The 21,210-nt window shown below is 64.9% G+C and carries 19 protein-coding genes; 8 read left to right on the plus strand and 11 right to left on the minus strand.

Translation table 11 applies throughout. The annotated features are described in order from the left end of the window. Positions 1–29: 29 nt before the first annotated feature. Together FCG67_RS18640 and FCG67_RS18645 are read right to left on the minus strand one after the other, a co-directional pair. Positions 30–695, minus strand: a complete 666-nt coding sequence (locus FCG67_RS18640) for a DUF6891 domain-containing protein (protein WP_136911185.1) — start codon at positions 693–695, stop codon at positions 30–32. Positions 696–807: 112 nt separating this feature from the next. Next, positions 808–1,398 carry a hypothetical protein gene (locus FCG67_RS18645; protein ID WP_246045151.1) on the minus strand — a complete coding sequence of 197 codons (591 nt, stop codon included), beginning with the start codon at positions 1,396–1,398 and terminating at the stop codon, positions 808–810. Positions 1,399–1,636: 238 nt separating this feature from the next. Here FCG67_RS18645 and FCG67_RS18650 point away from each other — a divergent pair, with 238 nt between their 5' ends. Continuing rightward, entirely contained in the window at positions 1,637–2,155 is a 519-nt protein-coding gene (locus FCG67_RS18650; RefSeq protein WP_136911186.1) for a hypothetical protein, read from the plus strand. Positions 2,156–2,256: 101 nt separating this feature from the next. On the opposite strand, the gene FCG67_RS18655 is transcribed toward FCG67_RS18650, so the two are convergent. The 4 genes from FCG67_RS18655 to FCG67_RS18670 form a co-directional block, all read right to left on the minus strand. Then, the gene (locus FCG67_RS18655; RefSeq protein WP_136911187.1) at positions 2,257–3,132 is read right to left on the minus strand and encodes a hypothetical protein; all 876 of its coding nucleotides are present in this window, start codon (positions 3,130–3,132) and stop codon (positions 2,257–2,259) included. Between the two features lie 106 nt (positions 3,133–3,238). Then, on the minus strand, positions 3,239–3,910 hold the full coding sequence (locus FCG67_RS18660; RefSeq protein ID WP_136911188.1) for an SRPBCC family protein: 672 nt from the start codon (positions 3,908–3,910) through the stop codon (positions 3,239–3,241). A 161-nt stretch (positions 3,911–4,071) separates the two neighbouring features. Then, on the minus strand, positions 4,072–4,689 hold the full coding sequence (locus FCG67_RS18665) for an acyl-CoA-like ligand-binding transcription factor (protein ID WP_246045152.1): 618 nt from the start codon (positions 4,687–4,689) through the stop codon (positions 4,072–4,074). After that, positions 4,679–6,193: an MFS transporter gene (locus tag FCG67_RS18670; protein ID WP_246045153.1), complete on the minus strand. Its 1,515-nt coding sequence runs from the start codon at positions 6,191–6,193 to the stop codon at positions 4,679–4,681. The genes FCG67_RS18665 and FCG67_RS18670 overlap by 11 nt, the downstream gene beginning before the upstream one ends. 514 nt (positions 6,194–6,707) lie before the next feature. Here FCG67_RS18670 and FCG67_RS18675 point away from each other — a divergent pair. Then, on the plus strand, positions 6,708–7,583 hold the full coding sequence (locus FCG67_RS18675; RefSeq protein WP_136911191.1) for an alpha/beta fold hydrolase: 876 nt from the start codon (positions 6,708–6,710) through the stop codon (positions 7,581–7,583). A 159-nt stretch (positions 7,584–7,742) separates the two neighbouring features. On the opposite strand, the gene FCG67_RS18680 is transcribed toward FCG67_RS18675, so the two are convergent. After that, positions 7,743–8,057 carry a hypothetical protein gene (locus tag FCG67_RS18680; RefSeq protein WP_136911192.1) on the minus strand — a complete coding sequence of 105 codons (315 nt, stop codon included), beginning with the start codon at positions 8,055–8,057 and terminating at the stop codon, positions 7,743–7,745. A 541-nt stretch (positions 8,058–8,598) separates the two neighbouring features. Here FCG67_RS18680 and FCG67_RS18685 point away from each other — a divergent pair. The 5 genes from FCG67_RS18685 to FCG67_RS18710 all read left to right on the plus strand — a co-directional run bounded on the left by FCG67_RS18685 (position 8,599) and on the right by FCG67_RS18710 (position 14,453). Beyond that, positions 8,599–10,905 (plus strand): sensor histidine kinase, encoded by a 2,307-nt coding sequence (locus tag FCG67_RS18685; protein WP_246045154.1) that lies wholly within the window; start codon positions 8,599–8,601, stop codon positions 10,903–10,905. A gap of 2 nt (positions 10,906–10,907) precedes the next feature. Next, complete coding sequence (locus tag FCG67_RS18690) at positions 10,908–11,321, plus strand: roadblock/LC7 domain-containing protein (RefSeq protein ID WP_136911269.1); 414 nt, start codon at positions 10,908–10,910, stop codon at positions 11,319–11,321. 6 nt (positions 11,322–11,327) lie between these two features. Further along, on the plus strand, positions 11,328–11,717 hold the full coding sequence (locus FCG67_RS18695; RefSeq protein ID WP_136911194.1) for a DUF742 domain-containing protein: 390 nt from the start codon (positions 11,328–11,330) through the stop codon (positions 11,715–11,717). Between the two features lie 6 nt (positions 11,718–11,723). Next, positions 11,724–12,305, plus strand: coding sequence for a GTP-binding protein (locus tag FCG67_RS18700; RefSeq protein WP_136911195.1), 582 nt, complete (start codon positions 11,724–11,726; stop codon positions 12,303–12,305). Positions 12,306–13,394: 1,089 nt separating this feature from the next. Then, positions 13,395–14,453, plus strand: coding sequence for a serine hydrolase domain-containing protein (locus FCG67_RS18710; RefSeq protein ID WP_136911196.1), 1,059 nt, complete (start codon positions 13,395–13,397; stop codon positions 14,451–14,453). Between the two features lie 618 nt (positions 14,454–15,071). Here the strand turns inward: FCG67_RS18710 and FCG67_RS18715 are convergent. Then, a complete protein-coding gene (locus FCG67_RS18715; RefSeq protein WP_136911197.1) occupies positions 15,072–15,635 on the minus strand; it encodes a hypothetical protein in 564 nt (187 codons plus the stop codon). Positions 15,636–15,951: 316 nt separating this feature from the next. On the opposite strand from FCG67_RS18715, the gene FCG67_RS18720 reads away from it, so the two are divergent. Further along, entirely contained in the window at positions 15,952–16,527 is a 576-nt protein-coding gene (locus FCG67_RS18720; protein WP_136911198.1) for a dihydrofolate reductase family protein, read from the plus strand. Here the strand turns inward: FCG67_RS18720 and FCG67_RS18725 are convergent. The 3 genes from FCG67_RS18725 to alr form a co-directional block, all read right to left on the minus strand. After that, complete coding sequence (locus FCG67_RS18725; protein ID WP_211243264.1) at positions 16,509–17,135, minus strand: helix-turn-helix domain-containing protein; 627 nt, start codon at positions 17,133–17,135, stop codon at positions 16,509–16,511. The genes FCG67_RS18720 and FCG67_RS18725 overlap by 19 nt on opposite strands. Before the next feature lie 393 nt (positions 17,136–17,528). After that, the gene (trpS, locus tag FCG67_RS18730) at positions 17,529–18,569 is read right to left on the minus strand and encodes a tryptophan--tRNA ligase (RefSeq protein ID WP_136911200.1); all 1,041 of its coding nucleotides are present in this window, start codon (positions 18,567–18,569) and stop codon (positions 17,529–17,531) included. 1,395 nt (positions 18,570–19,964) lie between these two features. Next, positions 19,965–21,188 (minus strand): alanine racemase, encoded by a 1,224-nt coding sequence (alr, locus tag FCG67_RS18740; protein ID WP_136911201.1) that lies wholly within the window; start codon positions 21,186–21,188, stop codon positions 19,965–19,967. Between the last annotated feature and the right edge of the window lie 22 nt (positions 21,189–21,210).

Raw genomic sequence — 21,210 nt, forward strand, 5'->3', positions numbered from 1 at the left:
GCGTTCGGCTACTCCCACTCGGCCGGGCGCTAGGCCTCGATCGGGGTGTACCAGTCGGCGTTCTTGAGTAGCACCCTCGTACCCAGGTCGCGGTTCCATTCCGGCTCGATGCCGTGCCGCCGGAAGACGGGAAACATCACGTGGTCGAGCAGGCGCGTCACGTCGGCCGTGTAGAGGTCTTGCTTCGTGTCATCGCTGAGCGCGTCGTAGGCGGCCTCGTCGAAGTCCTCGGGCGGGAACGCGCCGTAGCCGATGTAGGTTTCACCGTCCTCGACGAGACCGCTGGTGTCCTGCTGGTGAAAGTAGGCGTAGCCCTTCCAGTGGCGGCTGTCGTCGGCCTCGCCCCAGATCTCGCCGGACGCGCAGCTGCCGCAGCAGGAGAAGTCCGCGCGGGCGACCACGCCGTTGGCATTGAGCTCCTCGAACGCCGCGATCGTGCGGGAGGTGTACGCACCGACCTCCGCCTGCTGGAGCAGCCGCGCGGTGCGGAGCGCGGCGAATGCCGCCCCAAGCTGCTCGTCGGTGAGGTCGTAGTCCGGGCCGTAGGTGTCGATGAAATCGTCGGCGTCGCCCCGACCCGCGATCAGCTGATCCCAGATCTGCCGGGTCAGCTCAACGCGGCCGTCCTCGTCGAGGGGCAGGTCGGGCAGGGTGGCATAGGGCGGGAACGTGTTTGGGTTCGACAACGCGCTCACAGCGCTACCTCCAGATCACGAGCGGAACCGGGCGAATCGCCCCGGCAGCGACGATGCTAGCTTTCGTCGATCCACGGGTGGCTTCGACGTCGGGGAGCGGTACCGCGTCGTGTCATTGTCCGAGTGCGTTGAAGACCTCTGCCCAGTTTCCCCCAGCAGCATTCATCACATTCTGAGTCTCACGGAGAACGTTCCGTGCGATCTGCTCGAGCGTGGCCCCTTCGGCAGCGCTTTCAGTGCCCTTGATGAACCTGATGCCATCCGCGGTTGCCGTGAATTGCTCTCTCCATTGCCCGGCGGAGGCCAGCAGGAATCTGAGGTGATAGGGGTAGTTGAAGTCAGGCACCGGTACTCCGGTTTCTGCGATCTCCTTCAGCGAGGTGATGATCAACCGCAGCTGCTCGGCCTCGAAGGAGCAAGAGCCCGGCTCCGCCAATGCTGAGTATTCGAGTGATTCATCAACGAGATCCCGCCAGTACTCGCGATCGTGGAGGCCGTCACGTTGCTCCATGTGCGTCTCCGCGAAGACCGACATGAGTTCGTGGTCGTTGATGAGTGGGGACAGGACCAGATCTTCGCTGAAGTCATAGCCGAAGAAGTGTCGAGTGCCGTCGATCTCGATTGATTCGATGCCTCCGATGTGGCGGTAGTCCCGAAGCAGCGGCGCAGGGATCGCCTCCTCACCGCTGGGGGTTCCGCTCACGCTGGATCCCTGGATCCCTGGATTCCCATCACCGCTCCATTCATCCGCGAGTCTGACCTTGCTGATCGAAATGGGTAGGAGGGTAGCGGTTCGTGGCGACATCTCGGGGGCGGGCCCGTCATCCCGTGGGCTGCGGCCGCCGCTGAAGGCCGGAGTATCTCTTTGTCTCGGAAGGGATCAGCGCGTCTACGTCGAGTGGCCCCCTCCAGCGCTGTGGATTGATCGTTACTATCTTTGGGTGACGGGTCATCTCGATGCTGGTGTGCGCGACGCTGATGGGCAGTTGGCTCCCCGGCTCCTTGTGATTGCGCAGGACGACTACCACGCGGCGTATGTCGGGACGACTGCTGACGGCCGCCAGTTCTTTGTCACGACTCCGTTTGCTTGGGCGCTCGATGACGGGTCCGGGTCGGAGTTCGCAGCCAGATATCTGTTCGATGCGGTTGGGGCGCTTGTGGATTCGACGATCATTCCACTGGGAATCCGACCCGGGAGTGGTGCGCTTCCCGGTAACGTCGCGCACTTCGAGGAGCAGGAGAAGGCTGTCGAGCGCCTGCTTTCGGAGATTCAACCCGTCTTGTTCTGTGACATCACCGTCGCCCCGTTCTCCGTCATGGCGCACGGGCACGAGTTCGGCCTGATCCTCAACGGACCGGATTCGGAGGACGACCATGAGTGGTACTGGAATGTCACGGTCGAACCGGGGGACTATATGGCCTTCTACGCCCCGTGGGACGACGGCGAGTACGACACCTAGCTCGTAGTTTGACCACCAGCTTTTCGGGTGGTGAGTCCGTACGAAATCTGGATGAGCTCCAGCGACTGACGTCGCGCCTCCGCACCCGAGGCTGTGGCCGCTCAGGCACGTCGTTCTGGGCGGAGCGCCCGTCGCGCCATCTGGACGATGAACGACTTCGGGGGCTGCCAGACGTCGCGGTCCTCGAACGGCCATGCGTAGGTCAGGGCTCCGTCCCGGATACAGTCCAGCAGGCCCGGCGCTGCGAGCTCGTGGGACGACCACTCATAGAGCTGCTGCACCCTTGGGATGATCACCCCATAGTCCAGGAGTCGGCCGAATCCGAGCTCGGCATCGAGGTAGGACCGTACCCCCTCGCCGAGTGGGTACTCGTCCGGAAGCACGCGAGAGAGCTGTAGGAAAATCCCGGTCATGCCCAGTCTCGGGTCACCCAGGAACGGGGCGAGGGGGCGTAGCCATCCAAGCGAGATTCGGGGGGCCGCGACGAGGGCGTGGCTGTACAGCACACGGCAGAGCACGACGTTCATGAAGAAGCGCTCGGCCTCGTTCTCGGCCTCCGCCTGGTCGCGGTGCTCGAGGTAGGCGGCGACCACGCTCCCGTTGTGCGCCCGATACCAGGCCCGAGCGGTCGGGTAATCAGCGAAGGACATCCAGAAGTCAACCGTCTGCGAGGAGGTCGGCCCGGCAAAGTCCCCGCTCAGGGCCACCGCCTCACACCCGTCACGAAGGATGCGCTCGTTCACTGCGCGCCACCATGGACTGCCGGGATGGTCGCTGGACAGTGGTTGGAGCAAACCTCGCCGGAGTTGCCATTGCATGAACGACATCGCCGCCCGTCGGAACGGGAGATGCCGCGGGGCCTTGCCGTACGGGCCGTAGTAGCAGCGCTGCATGAGCGCGATCCGGCCTGCCGGATCGTCGCGCACAGAAGCGATCTGCTGCTCGGCCCAGGCCGCGGCAGTAGCCCCAGCACTCACATCAACATGATCGCACGCGCTACCAAGGCTGGATCCGGCGATCACCGCGTCGATGCCCCGTGATCGCAGATGAGCGCGGCTGTCTTTCGGCTGCCGCGATCGGCGTCTAGAGCGTGCCGTTTTCGATGTCGCGTTGCATGGCCTGCTGGTTCGCGATGTGCGAGGACACGCCGTTCTGCACGGTGTAGTCGATCAGTGCCGCCGGCGCCGAGAACGTCAGGTGCTCGGTGACCGTGGTCGCGTCGCCGTCCTCGGCGAAGGTGACCTTCTGGTGGGTGATCACGCCGGGCATATCCCAGGTATCGGTGCTGTACCAGTGGTCGGCGGCGTACACCCGCTGCTGCCCGACGGTGCGTCCCGGGATCGACACCGGACCTGCCGGGATGTCCTCGAGGGCGATGAACTCCCAGACGTCGGCGCCACCCTCGGTGTACTTGCGGCGATCGAGCACGCCCTTCAGGAACGGATGCCGTCCGAAGCTGTTGGAGAAGTTCGAATACGCCGGGAACACGCGATCGATGGGCGCGTCGATGGTGACCGGCAGGTCGACGTTCACGGTCACCAGTGCCGTACCGGCCTGGCTCTCCTCGAACTCGTAGGCGGCCCACGAGGCCTCCCATTCCGCGTCCAGTGCGGACGAGGAACCCGAATCGGGTTCGGCCCCGGCGACTCCCGTGCCGCCAAGCGCGATGCCGGCGGCCAGCACGCAGGCTGCGACAAGCTTGGGTGCCGAGCTCCCGGCTCGCTGTCCGCAGAGCTGCTCAGGACGTTCGACCATTCGCGTTTCCTCACCCGTCGAGACCGTTGCCGCCTTCGGCGACCGGGCGAATGATACGCCGCCCCTGCCTTCAACCGACACGGCCTCGTTGACGTGGAGGGCGGATTCTTCTCGACCGCAACTGACGACACGGTGGCGAGCCTGACCGGCGTGCGGCCGGTCTAGATCGGCATTCCGGAACCCAGGAAATCGATGATGCGCAGGATCTGATCGAGATCGAACGGGTCGCGCCCCATCTGCGCCAGCATGGCCCCGGTGAGCGCGCCCGCAAGTGCGCGGATCTCGAAATCCTCTGTGCTGCGCCCGGTTCGCGCCACCGCGAGCCCCACGATCAGTTCGATATTGCGCTCGAATTCCCGGGCGATGACACCGCGCAGTTCCGGCACCGAGTACACCAGGTCGACCCGTTCCTTCTCGAACGCGTAGTCCTCGTCGGAGATCTCCTCGAAGGATTCGATGGTGGCCTGGCGGAAGGCCGCGAGCAGCGGCATATCGGCAGGTTGGCGTTCGATGGCCTGGATCATGACCGGATCCAGGTCGTCGGCGAGGACCACCTGCTCCTTGGACGGGAAATAGCGGAAGAAGGTGCTGGGCGAGATGTCCGCGGCCTCCGCGATCTGTTCGACGGTGGTCTCGGTATAGCCCTGCTCCCGGAAAAGGCGGAACGCCTCGGTGCGAATGGTGCGCCGAGTGCGTTCCTTCTTCCGCTCCCGCAGCGTCGGCTTGGGCCGACGTGCGGGTTCCTCGGAATGTAGAGCGTTGGTGGACTCAGCTGGCATGAACCGATTGTGCAGCATCGGTCTCGGGCTCCGGTGTCACAGGCTTTCGCCGGGTCAGCGTCGCGGCCAGAACGGTGGCGGCCAGGCAGATCGCGGCGCACACCCAGAGCATGACGCTCATGCCGTCCATGAATGCCGTCTGCACGTGGGTGAGCATGGCCGGATCGCCGAGCTTGTGCGCGACTCCCATCCCGGCGTTGACACCGTCGGAGACGGGGTCGTGGTTGAGCTCGCCGAGGCTGGAACGGTACTGCGTGGACAACACGGTGCCTAGCACGGCGACGCCGATGGTTCCCGCCGCCTGCCGCAGCGCCTGCAGCAGGGCCGAGCCGGAGCCGGCGCGTTCGGGGGTGAGGTCGTCCATGGCCAGACCCATGGCGGCGGGCATGACCAGCCCCATACCGAAGCCGAGCAGGACCAGCGCGGTGGCCGCGAGCCCGTAGCCGCTGTCCACGGTGAGCAGTGCACCCATGCCGAGTCCGGCTGCGAGCAGCGCGAATCCGGTGGTCAGCACTGCGCGCAGCCCGGCCTTGGGCAGCACCCTGTCCACCACCCGGCTACCGACGGCGAGCCCGCCGATGAGTGGCAGCAGCCGCAGCCCGCTCCCGAGGGCGTCGGTGCCGAGCACGGACTGGAAGTACTGCGGCATGGTGAAGAAGATGCCGAACATGGCGAAGTTGACCAGGACCAGATAGACGGTGCCCCAGCGGAATCCGTGCGCGCCGAAGAGCCCGAGGTCGATCAGCGGATAGGCCGCACGCCGCTGCCACAGCACGAACGCCCCGAGCACGAGCGCGCCGCCGAGAATGGCCGCCCAGGCGAGGCCATCGTCCCAGCCCTCCTGCCCGCAGCGAATGAAACCGTATGTAAGACCGAGCATTCCGGCGATCGACAGGGCTACGCCCGGCAGATCGAGCCGGAACTTGTTGTCGGAGCTCGATTCCGGCACCAGCAGCGCGACGGCGGTCGCACCGATGGCCACCATGGGCACATTGAGCAGGAACACCGAACCCCACCAGAAGTTCTGCAGCAGCCAGCCGCCGACGATCGGGCCGAGCGGCAGGCCGATGGCGGTGGAGGTGATCCAGATGGTGAGGGCGCGCTGACGCTGCGCCGGTTCGGGGAACAGGCCGGGCAGCACCGACATGGACAGCGGCATCATGGCGGCCGCCGCGACGCCGAGCACCACGCGGGCGGCGATGAGCTGTCCGGAGGAGGCCGCGAAGGCACAGGCGATCGAGGCCGCGCCGAACAGCAGCAGGGCGGCGAGCAGGAACTTCTTGCGTCCGTAGCGGTCACCAAGCGCGCCGGCCGGAAGCATGAAGGCGGCGAGGGCGAGGGTGTACGCGCCGCTGAACCACTGCAGTGCGGCGGTGTCGGCGTGCAGGTCGACGGCGAGGGTGGGCAGGGCGACGGTCAGGACGGTGACGTCGAGTCCGATGGTCAGCATGGCGACGGCCAGGGCGCCGAGGGCCAGCCAGCGGCGCACGCCTGGTGCTTTCATGGCAGTTCCAATCATTTGGGTTCTACTCGATAATGAGAGTATCTCGCATTTGGTAGTAGCTGTCAAAACTTGTCGCGTCATCCATTCGTCACCTTCCCGCTGGATGGCGGTGGATGGATGGGTGGATGGGTGCTCACCAATGGCGGAGCACGCCGGGCTGCATGCGGATTGGATGGTTGACCGGCCGGCTATCGCACCTGAGGAGGGCTCCTGATCAGACAAATCTGGATGATTTCCTGCGTGGTTGGCGCTCGAGCGTCGTCGAGGGGCTACTGAAATCACTGGTCGGGTTCGTCGCCGGCTGCCGCGTCGTCACAGTTCCAATGATTGGAGGTGCATCTCCGCGATGTCTGTGAAAGTCCCAGCGGAGCGCACTTCGTCGACCAGTACTCCAGCCGGACTTCGTGATCATGGCGTGGGGCGGCGTCGCTGGTCACGGAAGGGCACCCGGACCGATGAGTTAGAGCCGCGGAAGTGGTCTCTTCTTGCGAGATGCAACCGTGGAGGAGTAGCCATGCCGCTTCATATTCAACGATCGCCAGAGCACCTTGTCACCGTCGGTGACGTCGACCTGTGTCTGACCACATTTGGGGACCGGAGGCAGCCGCCAGTGGTGCTGCCGTGCACATCGAGACTGTTCTGGGAAGACCGGTTCTGCGACCGGCTTGCCGGCGCTGGTCGGTTCGTCCTGCGCTATGACATCCGCGACACTGGCCGGTCGACTGCTTATGCGACCGGCTCTCCCGGCTACAGCCTTCGCGACTTGGTCTTGGACATCATTGGACTGATGGATGTCTTCGAACTTCCGCGAGCTCACCTGGTGGGCTTTTCGGTGGCCGGATGGATCTGTCAGCTTGCGGCCCTCGACCACCCTGACCGTTTGTCGGCGCTCACCCTGATCAACACCCGTCCGACGTCCCCAGGCCCCGCGGATTCGGATCTGCCCGAACACTCGGACCGGATCGTGGAGTTCTTTACGGAGGCAGCCGATCCGGACTGGTCCGACCGGGCGGCGGTGATCGACTACGGCGTCGAACAGGCCCGGGTGCGCGCGGGCGCACTCGGATTCGACGAACAGGCGGCACGGCTGCAGATGACTCGGATGGTCGACCGCACCACCAACATGGCCTCCAGCATGCGCAACCTGGCATTTGTCGAGGCGGGCGACCGCTGGCGGGAGCGTCTGGGCGACATCGCCGTGCCGACCCTCGTCGTCCACGGTACGGAAGACCCGTTCTTTCCCTACGGCAACGGACAGGCCATGGCTCGTGAGATCCCCGGTGCCGGCCTGCTCCCTCTGAACGGCATCGGCCACGAGCTTCCGGCCACCACCTGGGATCAGCTGCTCGCCGCCATGCTGGTAATCCAGCGGCGGCCCGGTCGCACGTAGGTCGACCAGCATGTCCGTCCCGCCCCTGCCCAAGAGCGGCGGGGCAGGGGCGGGGGGTGTTCACCAACACCATCGTGGTGACTCAGTGCGGAACCAGGTTTCGTGCGGACAGGGCGAGAACACACGGTGTGTCGTCGGCTTCACAACCCATTCATGGGGTCACAAATCGTGTGGAATACAGGCTAATAGCGGCTCGCCGGTGAGCAGCCTGCACAGCAGCTCAAACGGAGCCAGGCCCACACTGTTCGCAAGGTCGGTGGATCCGGAGTTGTGGCCGGGGGCTGCGTTGAAGAAGTTGCTGCTGCCGGAATCGGCGACGTCAGCCGGATTTCCGAGACTGATGGGCGCGGCCGATGCCGAAGCCGCGGTGCCGAGGGCGATGGTTGCGCTGGCCAACGCAACGATGATTGAACGCTTCAAGGTGATCCTCTCCGCTTGTGCTGTTTCGACGCCGAGCGACGTCGTGGAAACCATATATATCGCTCGTCCGGTTAGTGGCTGATTCGATCGCATCGGTGGCATCGAGAATCCCGTTGTCCCGGTGTCGATTTCTCTGCACAGAATGGTCGCTTTCGCGCTTTCGCGAGCCCCGAGTTCTCGTGGTTCAGCCGGATGGCCCGATGGCAAGGCTGCCGTCGTCCTCTAGGCATCCTGGCCGTAGCCGCGCGACGGCACGCGGGGCCTGGCCCTGTCCGCCACCGTCTCTAGAAGCACACGAATAGAAAGAAATTCGTTAGCCTTGCAATCCACCTCGACCCGCCAGCGATTAGGGTTAAACACCAAGCAGCCCAGCGGAATCAGGAAAGCTCGGGGTAGCGAGGCCGAAGTACGCGTCAGTCATTCGACCGGCTATATTGCCCCGATGTTGAAAGTGCGCCTCGGTATCCGAGCCCGGATCCTGGCCATCGCATTGGTTCCAAGCCTGGCGTTGCTCGGAATCGGCGTAGGCACAGCTGGATACCTGATACGTGAGGGCCGACAGTCCGAACAATGGGCGGCAGCGAACGGAGATGCCGTGAGCCTCGCTCGCGATGTGGTTGCCGGGGTAGAACAGGAACGGATGCTGTCGCTGTGGCATCTGTCCGGTGAACAGAGCGATCCGGCCGCGCTCGCCGCGGCACGGAACAAGCTCGACACCGCGTTCGCAGAGCTGGCCCCCTACTCATCGAGGCTGCAGAGCGCCTCGCAGGGCACCATGGGTGCCGACACTGGTGGATTCGACACCTTGTTAGCTCGCCTGCCCCAGATTCGCGGTCAGATCGATGCAGGAAGAATGCCGATCGAGGACACGTACGCCCTCTACAACACCATTCTCGATGCGGTTGCGCTCGGCACCAACCTCATCACCGGCAACGCGCCCAACGCCCAGGTCGGCGTCACACTCATCAATGGCGTGCGCGTCCTGCACGCGATGGAGGGAATGTCACGTTCCGCCGCGCTCACCGCTGCCGAACTGCAGGGACAGCTCAGCAGCGGTCCGCTGCGTAACGATTATCGAAATCTGGTCGGGTTCTACCGGACCGCACTTCCGCAGCTCGCCGCCGATCTGGGCGCTGATCCAGCAGCTGAGAAGATCCAGGCAGCACTGGCCTCTCCCAGCTGGCAGCAGGTGGCCGCGATGGAGGACTACCTCATCAATCCGCCGAAGTCGGACAAGAACGGTGACGTCCCGCCACCGCCAATGACCTTCGCCGAGTGGCAGACCGCGCAGGAACAGCTGTCTGAAGGCGTGATCGGCGCATGGAAAGGCCTGAACGACCATGCGAACCAGATCGCTGCCGACGAGGGCAAACGCACCGCGGCGAACTCACTGTGGGCGGGTGCCGCTGTGCTCGCGCTTGCGCTCGTGGCGTTCCTGCTGTCGCTATGGCTGGCCAACCGGCTGATCGGGCGGCTCACGCGCCTACGCAAGGAAACGCTGGACCTGGCAGAGGTCGAACTGCCCGAAACCATGCGCAAGCTGGGCGCGGGCGAGCAAGTCGATCCCAAAGCTGCGCACCTGGACTTCGGTGACGACGAAATCGGCTCGGTGGCACAGGCCTTCAACCGCGCACACACAGCGGCCGTTTCCGCCGCGGTCACCGAGGCCCGCACCCGCGAGGGCGTGCGCGCGGTGTTCCTCAACATCGCCCACCGAAGCCAGTTGGTGGTGCACCGGCAACTCGAGGTCCTGGACGAGGCCGAACAAAGCCAAGAGGATCCCGCCCTGCTGGAGACATTCTTCCGACTCGACCACCTGGCGACCCGCGAACGCCGCAACGCCGAGAACCTCATCATCCTCGGTGGCGGCGAGCCCGGCCGCCAGTGGCGGAGTCCGGTGCCACTGGTCGATCTGGTGCGTAGCGCGACCGGCGAGAGCCTCGACTACACGCGGGTGCACACCCGCCGCATGCCTCAGGTGTTCATCGTCGGCAACGTGGTCGCCGACCTCATCCACCTGCTCGCCGAACTGATCGACAACGCGACGGCGTTCTCCCCGCCGCAGTCGCGCGTCGAAGTGAGCGGCAACGTGGTCGGGAAGGGGGTCGCGATCGAGATCACTGACCAGGGCATGGGAATGTCCGCCGAAGAACTCGACCGTGTCAACGAGATGCTGCGCAATCCACCGGATTTCGGAGTCGAAACGCTCTCGGCGACTTCACGCCTGGGCTTGTTTATCGTTTCACAACTGGGTGGACGGCACGGAATCTCTGTGCAGCTAACCGAATCCGAGTACGGCGGCGTTCGCGCCATCGTGCTGGTGCCGAACTCGGTGGTCGCCGCCGATGCGACACCTATAGCTGGCCATCAGCCAGATCGGTTCGCCGGACATCGGCCCGAAAGGCGGCTAGACAGCGCGATGCCGGGGTCTGATTCCGCCGAATCGGTTTCGGCTGCGGCGGGTGTCGCAACACTGGCACCCCCGGCTCCAGCGCCTCCCATCGAACAGCCAGTGCAGTCGGTGGCCCCGCCGCAGGCGTGGTCGAATGTCGAGCGCATCGATAGCGCGCCGCATGTCGAGTACACGGAATCTTCTGTGGCAACGTCCTGGCGTGAGCCGTCGACCCCCGCCGTCGAACCGGAGTCCCTCAACCCGCAACCGTTGCCCGACAACGGCGGTGGCGTTCGCCCGAGCCTGCCTCGCCGTCGTCGGCAGGCCAGTCTGGCACCGGAGCTGGCGCACGATCTTCAACTCGAGGTGGACGCGCAGCAGCCGTCACGATCGGCGGAGCAAGCGCGAGATCTGATGTCCGCCATCGCGTACGGTACCCAGCAGGCTCGGCATTCGGAACCCCAGCCGGGGTATACAACCAGGGACGAAATGGAAGGTGAAGGAAGGTGAACGTGACGACTTCTAACACAGGTGATCTGAACTGGCTTCTCGACGATCTAGTCAATCGTCTTGCCGGGGTGCGCTACGCAGTCGTGCTTTCCACCGATGGGCTGCTGCTGGGCCGATCCACCTCCATGAGCCGTGAGGACGCCGAGCACTTCGGCGCCATGTCGGCCACCCTGTACGGGCTAGCCCGCAGCGCGGGACAGCGCTTTCAAGGCGGCGGCGTTCGCCAGGCCGTCATCGAACTCGAGAATGCGGTGCTGTTCGTGACGGCGGCCGGAAGCAACGCATGTATTGCATTGCAAGCCATCGACACCGCGAATCTGGGTATGGTCGCGTATGAAATGAACCTGACAGTGCAGCGTGTCGGTAGCTATCTGTCTGCCCATCCTCGTAACGGTGTGGCCGAGCAGGGAGCGTAGGTTGCCGTGACACGTAATGGTCAATCGTGGTTCGACGATGCGGCCGGTCCTCTGGTCCGCCCGTACGCCGTCACGCGGGGCCGCACGATGGGCGCGGGACACGACCTCGACATGCTCACGCTCGTGGTGACCGTGTCCCCCGCTCCGCGGCTGCAGCACATCGAAACGGAGTACGCGGAGATCGTTCAGCTGTGCTCTATTGCGCAGTCGGTGGCCGAGGTCTCGGCGCACCTGAATCTGCCTCTGGCGGTTACTAAAATCCTGGTCGGTGATCTCATCGCCGAGGGGATGCTGAACTTCCGGGCTCCCGCCAGCAGCGACTCCTACAACGACATTGCCGGGATCGGCGACCTGAACATCTTGCAAGCAGTGCTCGATGGAATCCGAAAGCTGTAGACAACTATGCATGACAATGCGTCCTCAGCCGACCTGGCTGCTTCGGTCAAAATCCTCGTAGCCGGCGGCTTCGGAGTCGGGAAGACCACGATGGTGGCCTCCGTCAGCGAGATCGCACCACTACGTACCGAGGAAACGATTACCGAATTGTCCACCGGCATCGACGATTTGTCGGGCGTGGAGGGTAAGACCACGACCACCGTGGCCCTGGACTTCGGTCGTATCACCCTCGATGAAAGCCTGGTTCTGTACCTGTTCGGCACGCCTGGACAGGACCGATTTTGGTTCCTTTGGGACGAACTGGTGCGCGGGGCCCTCGGCGCCGTCGTTCTCGCAGACACCCGCCGGTTGGAGAACTCGTTCGCCGCCATCGACTTCTTCGAACGGCGCGGAGTCTCGTTCACGGTCGCGGTGAACTGCTTTGACAGCGCCCAGGCCTACACGACTGACGAGGTTCGCGAGGCACTCGACCTCGACGCCAATACCCCCGTCGTGCTTTGCGACGCTCGTGATCGGGATTCGTGCAAGTCTGTGCTGATTACGCTCGTCGAACACCTCATCGCCCAGGTCAGCACCTCGGTGGCCTGAGCAACGCTCGATTGTCGTCGAGGCGGGATCAGTCTCCTGCGTGGGCGAACCAGGTACTGGAACAGATCTCCCATTTCTTCTGCTTCCAGCTCGGCTCGGAAACCGACGATCAAGCGGTGTGCGGCTTTTCGGGACAAGTCGACAACGTAAGCCACGGATGAAGCACGAGATCGACATCGGCGGACAGTGGCGACTGTGGTCTGGAGCCGATCCCTGGCTGGATGTCGTCGATGGCGAGTGGGGCGGTGATCCGTGGGACAGCAATCGGCGATAGGTTGGCCAGCTATGTCGAACCAGATGATCGCTGTCGCGTGTGTAGGCGGAGTGATGTTGTTCGCAGGGATTCTGTTGCTGGGCATCTTTGCGGCCGGACGTCGTGCTCGCGCGGGACGCAAGGCCGGCCGCTACACGTCGCGACCTGGTAACTCGTCGTCCAACTGGTAGTCATCATCCTTGTCGATCGCATCGGCAGTTCCGAGGTGAGTTGACCGCGGGGTTGATTGCGAATCCGATGAGTTCAGGATCGGCGACGTGAGAGCGAGAGACACGTCGATTCAGCTCGAACGCGGTCTGCGCCTTTCCCACACCGAACGCGCCGTTGATCCATATGCGCATTGCGCCGAGCCTAGCGAGCACGTCCGATTCGCGTCGGCGCTGACCTCGTAACAGTCTCACCTGATTCGGAGAGACCGACTGGAGCAGCCGTGACCAGCGGACCGATCCGTGCAGCGAAAACGAACAAGGCCACCGCTCTTGCGAGTTGCGCGATCTCGTTCGTCGCAGTTCGTGGATATGAATGGGTGGATGGAACTGGAGGGGTGTTCACCCATGCCGGTTCGGCCTGGGCTGTAAGCAAATTGGCTAGGTTGACCAGACGGCGATCACGCTTAACCAGGACTCCGAATCGCACCAATCTAGATAGATTCCATGCTGGGTATGCGACCGGGTGTGCGAGCAGGTCCTAGCTTGGAGCCTCCCGCCCCGTGGAGTGGACAGGGCGTACCCCGGCTGATTGCAGCGCTCTGTAACGCTCCTCACTGCCACCGGTATATACCGACCGTCCATTACTTTTCTGGGGGGGATACAGACATGCGCCGATCGATCTTGATGACCGCTGCCGCCTGCGCGGTCGCGCTGGTGGTAGGCGCGGCGCCCACCGCTGCCGCTCTCGCGCCGGTCACCGCCGTGAGTGATGCGAGCCTTGCTGCGGCTGCTCGACCGATCCTCGAGCGGGCACCCCACGATCAGGCCGGTGTCGCGTATATCGACTCGTCGGGAACCCGCTACGCCTACTTCGGCGCGTCGGAGGATTCCGAGTACGAGATCGGTTCCATCACAAAGACTTTCACCGCGGGGCTGTTCACGGAAGCGATTTCTCGCGGCGAGGTCCGTGAGGACACCAGGGTCGGTGAGCTTCTCCCCGTGGCCGGAACGCCCGTCGCGGACGTGATGCTGATCGAGCTCGCGAGCCACAAGTCCGGTCTGCCTCAGTTCGCACTCACGCCCGACATGGCCGCCGGCGGGATTGCCTGGCAGCTGGAGGGGAAGAATCCCTTCACCTTCGATCGGGAAGCACTTCTGAATCAGGCACGCTGGTCACCCCTCGTCGGGCGCGGCCTCGTCGTTTCGTACTCCACGCTCGGATACGCGCTGCTCGGACAGGCCCTTGCCGCGGCCGCACACACCGACTACGCGACCCTCCTGCGCGAGCGGATGCTCGAACCGCTCGGCCTCGCACACACCTGGCTGCCGTTGACGGCCGCCGACCTCCCGCCCGGCGTCAGCGCCGGGTTCAATGCCCAGGGCAGGCCGCAGGACCCCTGGCCCATCGGCGCCTATGCACCGGCCGGTGGACTGCGCTCGACCCTTCCCGACATGGTCCGCTACACGTCGGCGCTGCTGGCCGGGACTGCCCCCGGTTCGAGTGCGATGACGCCTCGATGGGACAAGATCGGCGGCACGCGAGGAGGGATGTCGTGGACGGTCTTCGAGCGCGACGGTGTTGAGTACACGACGCACGCGGGCGGGACCGGCGGCTTCGAGGGCGTCATCATGATGGACCGAGCCCGAGGCCGAGCTGTCGTCATCCAGACCAATCAGGTCGCGAACATCGAGAAGGAGGGACTCGATCTGCTGAAAGCGCTCTGATGCCCTCGCGCGCCCGAAGCTGGTGGTGGAGATTCTCTATCGACGGGCTGGTGGTGGATGGATGGCAGCGCTGGGGTGGTTACCGTCGACGACCACAATCGGGCCGGCACATCAGCGGCGCGAAAGATCGAGGCTAAGGTGTGGCCCCAACTACGACCGCGAGGTCGAATGCCGAGGGCGACAACGTCAGTCCCCAACTGGCGATCGAACCGCCCACTCGTTTAGGGCTTCGAAGAGGACGGAATCCCTGACGAACCTGATCAAGTCGCGAGTGCTTCTGCGGTCATTGCTGGGCGTCCTCTCGTGCATCTTCTTGGGGATCTCGGGCTACACCGTATTCTCTGACGCGCCAGCCGATTGGACATGGTTTTGGCCAGTGCTGCTCCTCACGGCCGCATGTGCAATCCGGCTGAGCTACCTCGATTGTCAGGGCAAGTCGACGTAGGCGCCGCTTCACTTCGTGACGGCGCGGCGGGCAAGAACGTTTGTCGCGCCGTCGCGGGTGATGACCCGCTGTTCTGATTGGCGCTGGGCCAAGTGGAAGTTGGATCGGAGGGATGCTGCTGTTCCCCGCAGCGGTGCGGCCCGCCAATCGGGATCGCTCTACGAGGCCACGAGCTACTGCGCGAACCTGGCCTCGGCCTCCGGGGACACCGGGACTTGGTGCACGATCCGTTCACTGAGCGGCAACGCGTCGATCGCGGTGATTGCGTCCCATTTGAACTCGCCGCACCGCCCGGTCGGCACCACCGGCCGCATGCCCAGGCCCCGGTCGTCGACAAGCCACACGACCGGCGGCATGGGCTGATCCGTGAAGCACGTGCCGTCCTGCTCGGACGGTAGCGCGAACCCGGCCAGCACGGCGTCCAGGTTGCCCTGTCGGTGTTCCTCGACCCAGGACACCGCATGGTCGGTGACGCCGGCGCCCCAGTCGCCGTTGCAGGTGATGGTGGCGGTGGGGACGAAGCCGGCCGGGATGATGGTGGGCTCGGGGACAGTGACTCCGTTGCCGATGTAGTCGAGGAGACTCTCGGCGAGGCACGTGGGCTTCGTCAGTGCCGACGCCGACGCCGACGCATCCGTGACCGGGGCCGCGGACTCCTCGGCGGCGTCGTCCGTCGCGCCGCAGCCCGATAGCAGTGTGACGGCAAGTAGTCCAGCCGACACTCTCCACTTCCCCATGGGCCGCACGGTACGGCAGTGCCCACGTGGACACCGCGAATGCGCAAAAACCGACACCTAGTTTGGCGGTGTCGCGAACCAGACTGTTGCCACGCAAGACGTACCGCCCGGCCGGCGCTGCCGGTGCGTACTGGTGAACCCAAATGGGCTGCGTGACCAAACCTGCTGCGCAGTGCATGCATCGTTTGGCACGCGACCGGTCGAGGCATTGTGTGCGAGATCGCCGAGGTGGGTGTCGTTTCTGACCAAGACGGCAGCTCCCTCCGCCCGTAGGCTCGGTCACCGGAAACTCCGCTTTCGATCTCAGGAGGAAACTTTGACACGTGAACTGGTCTATACGGGCTTCATGTCGCTGGACGGTGTGGTGGACTCGCCGGGCGGCAAGGAGGAGGGGCACCGCAGCGGGGGCTGGGTGATGGAGACCGAATTCGTGCCCGAGGCCTACTCGCTCAAGGGCGAAGAACTCGACGACACGACGGCACTGATGTTCGGCCGTCGCAGCTACGAGGTATTTGCCCCGATCTGGCGGGACTCCGCGGATCACGCTGCGTACAAGGAACTTCCAAAGTACGTAGTCTCGACCAGTCTCACCGACGACGCGGTGATCGAGGGATGGGGTCCGATCACGATCCTGCGGTCGATCGACGACATCGCCGCTCTGAAGCAGAGCGATGGTGGCGCTATCTTCATTCACGGCAGCGCCGAGCTGGCCCGGCGGCTGGCGGACGCCGATCTGATCGACCGATACAACCTGCTCGTGTTCCCGGTGCTGCTGGGGGAGGGAAAGAGTCTTTTCAGCAGGGCAGACCGGGACAAGCAGCAACTGCGCCTCAAGGAGTCCGCGACCTACTCCAACGGAGTGGCCAAGCTCGTCTACGACGTCGTGCGCTGAGCGGGATCGAGCGCGATCACACCGGCGCGGCCCTCGCGGAGCTGCCGTGCGGTGCGCCCGACGTACCGCCGCAGTGCGCGGGCCAGATGGGGTTCGTCGTAGTACCCGAGCTTGTCGACGACATCGCTCGGGTACTCGCCTGCGGTCAGCAGTAGCGCGGCGGATCGGGCCCGCCCGATCTGCCGCACCGCGCCTCGGGTGAGGCCCGTCGCGGCCCGGAACCGTCGCTCGAGCGTGCGGTCGGTGGCCGCCGGACGGTGCCCGCGCAGCGCGTCCGCGACCAAAGGATCGCGGACCACAACGCCGTCTCGGACGAGCCGGTCCACGAGCGCCTCGGCGTCGTCCCGGTGCGGCGTCTCCCAGCGGGCACCAGCCAGCCAGAAGGTCCGGCTGGTCACATCCGGCAACAGGATCCCGCTGTCGACCAGGGACGGCGCGGCTACCGCGCGAAGCGACGTCCCGACCCCGAATTGGATCCCGACGAAGTTCGCGCCTTCGGGCACAGGGGCGGTGCCGCAGCGACTCTCGGGACCTGCAATGCCCGCGTGCGCCGCGCCCTCCTGCTCCCAGAACACCAGGCCCCAGGTCTCGGTCGCAACACTGGTCATCTCCGTGACCCGCTCGCTTCGGCACGTCCACACAGAATCGATCCACAACGAATCCGACGCACGCGTCTCGAAAAGCAAGCCCACCGTCGGCATCCTAATCCCGTTTTGGGAACACCCTCGTCCGGGGTGACGTCGTTGAGCGGCCCACCCTCGCACAGCAGGTTTGACCGTCTCAGATCGTCAGCCACCTATCCTGAACGATCTCCGGCACGGCCCATGCCTCACCCGCCAGCGAGTTGCTAGCCGATACCCCGCTGACGGTTACGCCAGGAAAGCCGGGGTGAAACGGTGACGCCTCGGGCCGAAGGTGGTGATCGAGCGTACGGTATTTCTCGTTACCCCAAGGCATGCTCCCGCCTGTTCGCTGTCCAACCGCGCACGCGGCAGGACCCATCAGTAGGTCGTTCCCATCGCGGTCCGAACCTCATCGAGTGTCTGTTGTGCGATCTCGTTCGCGCGCTGGTTTCCGATACGCAGCACGCTGGCGACGTGGCGGGCGTCCTGGGCGAGGTAGTTTCTGCGTTGCCGGTGTGGAGCGAGGAAGTCGTTGACGGTAGTGGTGGTGAGCTTCTTGAGAGCGCCAGCACCGGCGTCGCCGATCTCGTCGGCAAGGTCATGCTCGTCGCGGCCTGAGCACAACGCTGCGGTGGTCAACAGGGCGGACACCCCAGGACGGCCAGCCGGATCGAAGGTAATGCGGCGCTGCGAGTCTGTCGGCGCCTTGCGGATCACGGCCGCGGTCTCGTCGGCGGTCATCGACAGTGTGATGGCATTGCCATAGCTCTTGGACATCTTCCTGCCGTCCAGGCCCGGCACTTCGGGACTCGAGGTGAGCAGCGCTTGCGGTTCCGGGAAGACCTGGCCGTACCGGTCGTTGAAGCGCCGCGCGATCACACGCGTCATCTCGACGTGTGGGAGGTTGTCCTTTCCTACCGGGACGAGGTTGCCCTTGCAGAACAGAATGTCCGCGGCCTGATGCACTGGGTACGTGAGCAGCAGACCGCTGAGGGCTCGCCCGGACGCGGCGTGTTCGGCCTTGACGGTTGGATTGCGGTGCAACTCGGCCTCGGTGACCAGGCTCAGGAACGGCAGCACCAGTTGGTTCAGCGCTGGCACCGCGGAATGGGTGAAGATTGTCGCCCGCTGCGGGTCGATCCCAGCCGCCAGGTAGTCCAGCACCGCGCTGTACACATTGTCGCGGACCTGGCCGATGGCGTGGCGGTCGGTAATGACCTGGTAGTCCGCGAGGATGATGAAGGTGTCGACCCCGAGGTCGTGCAGGCGCACCCGTTCGGCGAGGGTGCCGAAATAGTGGCCGAGATGCAATAGGCCGGTGGGGCGTTCACCGGTCAAGACTCGGTAACGAGTCGGGTCTTCGGCGATGTCGGCGCGCAGACGTCCGCTGCGTTCAGTGGTCGTTTCGAGGGAAGTCAACGTATGGCTCCTGGACGGTCAGGGGCTGTACGGAACCTCGAGCAAGGTCAGGATCGACTCCCGCGCGGGCTGCGTACAGCCCGCGGACATGGTTAGACGGGCTGCTGGAGCAGCCACCACCATGCCTGTCGGATCTCGATCACCCGGCCAGCGTAGCAGTCCGTCCCGTCTCGAACTCATGGCGCGCTACAAGCTCGCCATGCTCATGGAGACAAGACCTCGAGCAGTCCGTGCAGCCGCTCGGCGGGAGTATCCCAACCGAGCCAGTTCGGACCCCTGGTCCCAATTGATTGACCGAACTAGCTCCGCAGGAGGGGTTTTCACGCGTTCGGTTAGGGCTAGGAGTACCGACTCAGCGCCCCGACCGTCGAGGGCAGGACCTTGGCAAGAGGGTGATCATCGAGCATCTCTTCTCGATACCGGCGGCGACCTGTTGACGTTGCAGCAGGACGGTCTTCAACGAATAGGTTGGCATTCGCGATTGCCCAAGCGAGGCAATCGCGGCGCTCCGCCATGCCATCGGCCAGGACACCGACCGGCGGTTCATGGCCGTGGTCCTGGCACCTTCATGCGAGCACTGCCCCACACCATGCGTCATGCCGAGGCACCGGTCGGCACATGCGTCCGAGTAGAGATCGACGGCTCGGTCGGTGGCACCTGGACCGCCACTGCCACCGAGGGGCGCTGGTCCCTGGCCGAGGCCGCAACTGGGACCTCGCCGCGACTATTTGCCTGGATGCGGAGACCGCTTGTCAGCTGTGTACCCGCCGCATCATGCCCGACACCGCCCTGGCCCGCGCCCGCGTCCGTGGCGACCGTCAACTGGTCGAAGCGGCATGCCTGATCGTGTCGATCATCTACTGATGGCACTGCTTGCCGAATTTGGCAGGCCGACCAGTCCGGCGGCAGCCACATGCATATCCGGGCGGGCGCCGTCCTGCTGAAGGGTCGTCAAACACGTGCGTGCATGGGCGCGGCGCTGGATGGACTGGACGACTTGGAGGGGTGTTCACCAATAGCGGAGCATGCTGGGCTGCAAACGGATTGGATAGGTTGACCAGCCGGTGAGGCTCTCGAAGGATGCTGAACGACGTTGCGGCCTGGTGCCGCACGTGAGTGCTAGCTAGTTGTCGCGGGCCGGGAGATCGAAGGGGGGTCACCTATCTCCGTCCACATCCACCGGGATTAACAGAGGGTGGGGCCAAACCTCGGTCACGTGAGGCCCGCCGCCCCTGACAGAACCAGTGTCGATTGACGACAGTATTCCAAGGTCAGTTGCCATCCCGCGCATCAGAGTTCGCGTCAGCGAGGCCACTGCCCGGGACTGAAGCTCGAGTGCCGCATCTACAGCCGCGAGCGAAAGCAGAGCGGGGCCACCGATCCACAGCGGAATCTTCATCGCTCCTCCTTTGGTGTGGTGGCGTGCGGCGCTGGCTCTCGTGGTGGCGTGTCCATCGGCGTCGATCCGGTGTAGGTCCGCACGATGCGGCCGCCGATCCGGGTGAGGGTCTCGTAGGCGATAGTCCCGGCGGCCTGTGCCCAGTCGGCGGCCGTGGGTTCGCCGTGGTCGCCCGGGCCGAACAGCACGACGATGTCGCCGGGCTCGGCGGGCTCGTCGCCGATGTCGACGACGAACTGGTCCATGCACACCCGTCCTGCAATCGCGCAGCGGTGTCCGTGAACCTGCACCGAACCGGTTCCGCTCGCGGAGCGAGGCACTCCGTCCGCGTACCCGAGCGGTACCACCCCGAGCGTGGTGTCGCCGGCCGTCGCATAGGTGTGCCCATAGGAAACCGGGGTGCCCGCCGGGACCCGCTTGACCTGCGCGAGGCGTGCCCCCAGCGTCATCGCCGGGCGCAGCGCGACGGTATGTGAGCGGTGTTCGGCTGGAAGCGGATCCACGCCGTAGGTGGCGATGCCGGGACGCACCATGTCGTAATGGCTCTCCGGTAAGTGCAGCGTCGCCGCCGAGTTGGCGATGTGGCGAACGTCGGGCCGCACACCGCCGCGTGCGGCCACCTCCAGCGCCTCGTCGAACACCATGAGCTGCCGCCCGATGCTGGGTTCACCAGGTTGGTCAGCACAGGCCAGGTGTGACCAGATGCCCGCGATCCGCACCAGTCCATCGAGTTCGCGCGCTCGGGCCTGCTCGACGAGTCCGGGCCAGTCGTCGGTGGCTGCACCACCGCGTGCCATCCCGGTGTCCACCTTGAGGTGTATGTGCGCGGCACGTCCGGAAACGGTTGCTGCGTTGGCAATCTCGTTCAGCTGACCGATCGTGTGCACCGATAGGTCGACATCCTCGTCGATTGCTCGTCGGTACGGGGCGCCGGGAACTGCCAGCCAGGCGAGCACCGGTGCGGTTATACCCGCCGTGCGCAGCGCGAACGCCTCCTCCAGCACTGCCACCCCGAGCCGGGACGCGCCGCCGGTCAGGGCGGCGCGCGCGGACGGAACCAGCCCGTGGGAATAGCCGTCGGCCTTCACGACCGCCATCACCTCGGCGGTGCCTGCCCGCGCCCGCAGCGCCTCGACGTTGTTGCGGATGGCATCGAGGTCGATGATGGCGCAGGCCTGGGGCACAGCCGGGATGTCCTGGGATCTGTGCTCTTGGAGCATGATTGCCTTTCGAGTTGTCAGA

Origin of the sequence: Rhodococcus oryzae (assembly GCF_005049235.1) — a bacterium.
Classification (GTDB): domain Bacteria; phylum Actinomycetota; class Actinomycetes; order Mycobacteriales; family Mycobacteriaceae; genus Rhodococcus_G; species Rhodococcus_G oryzae.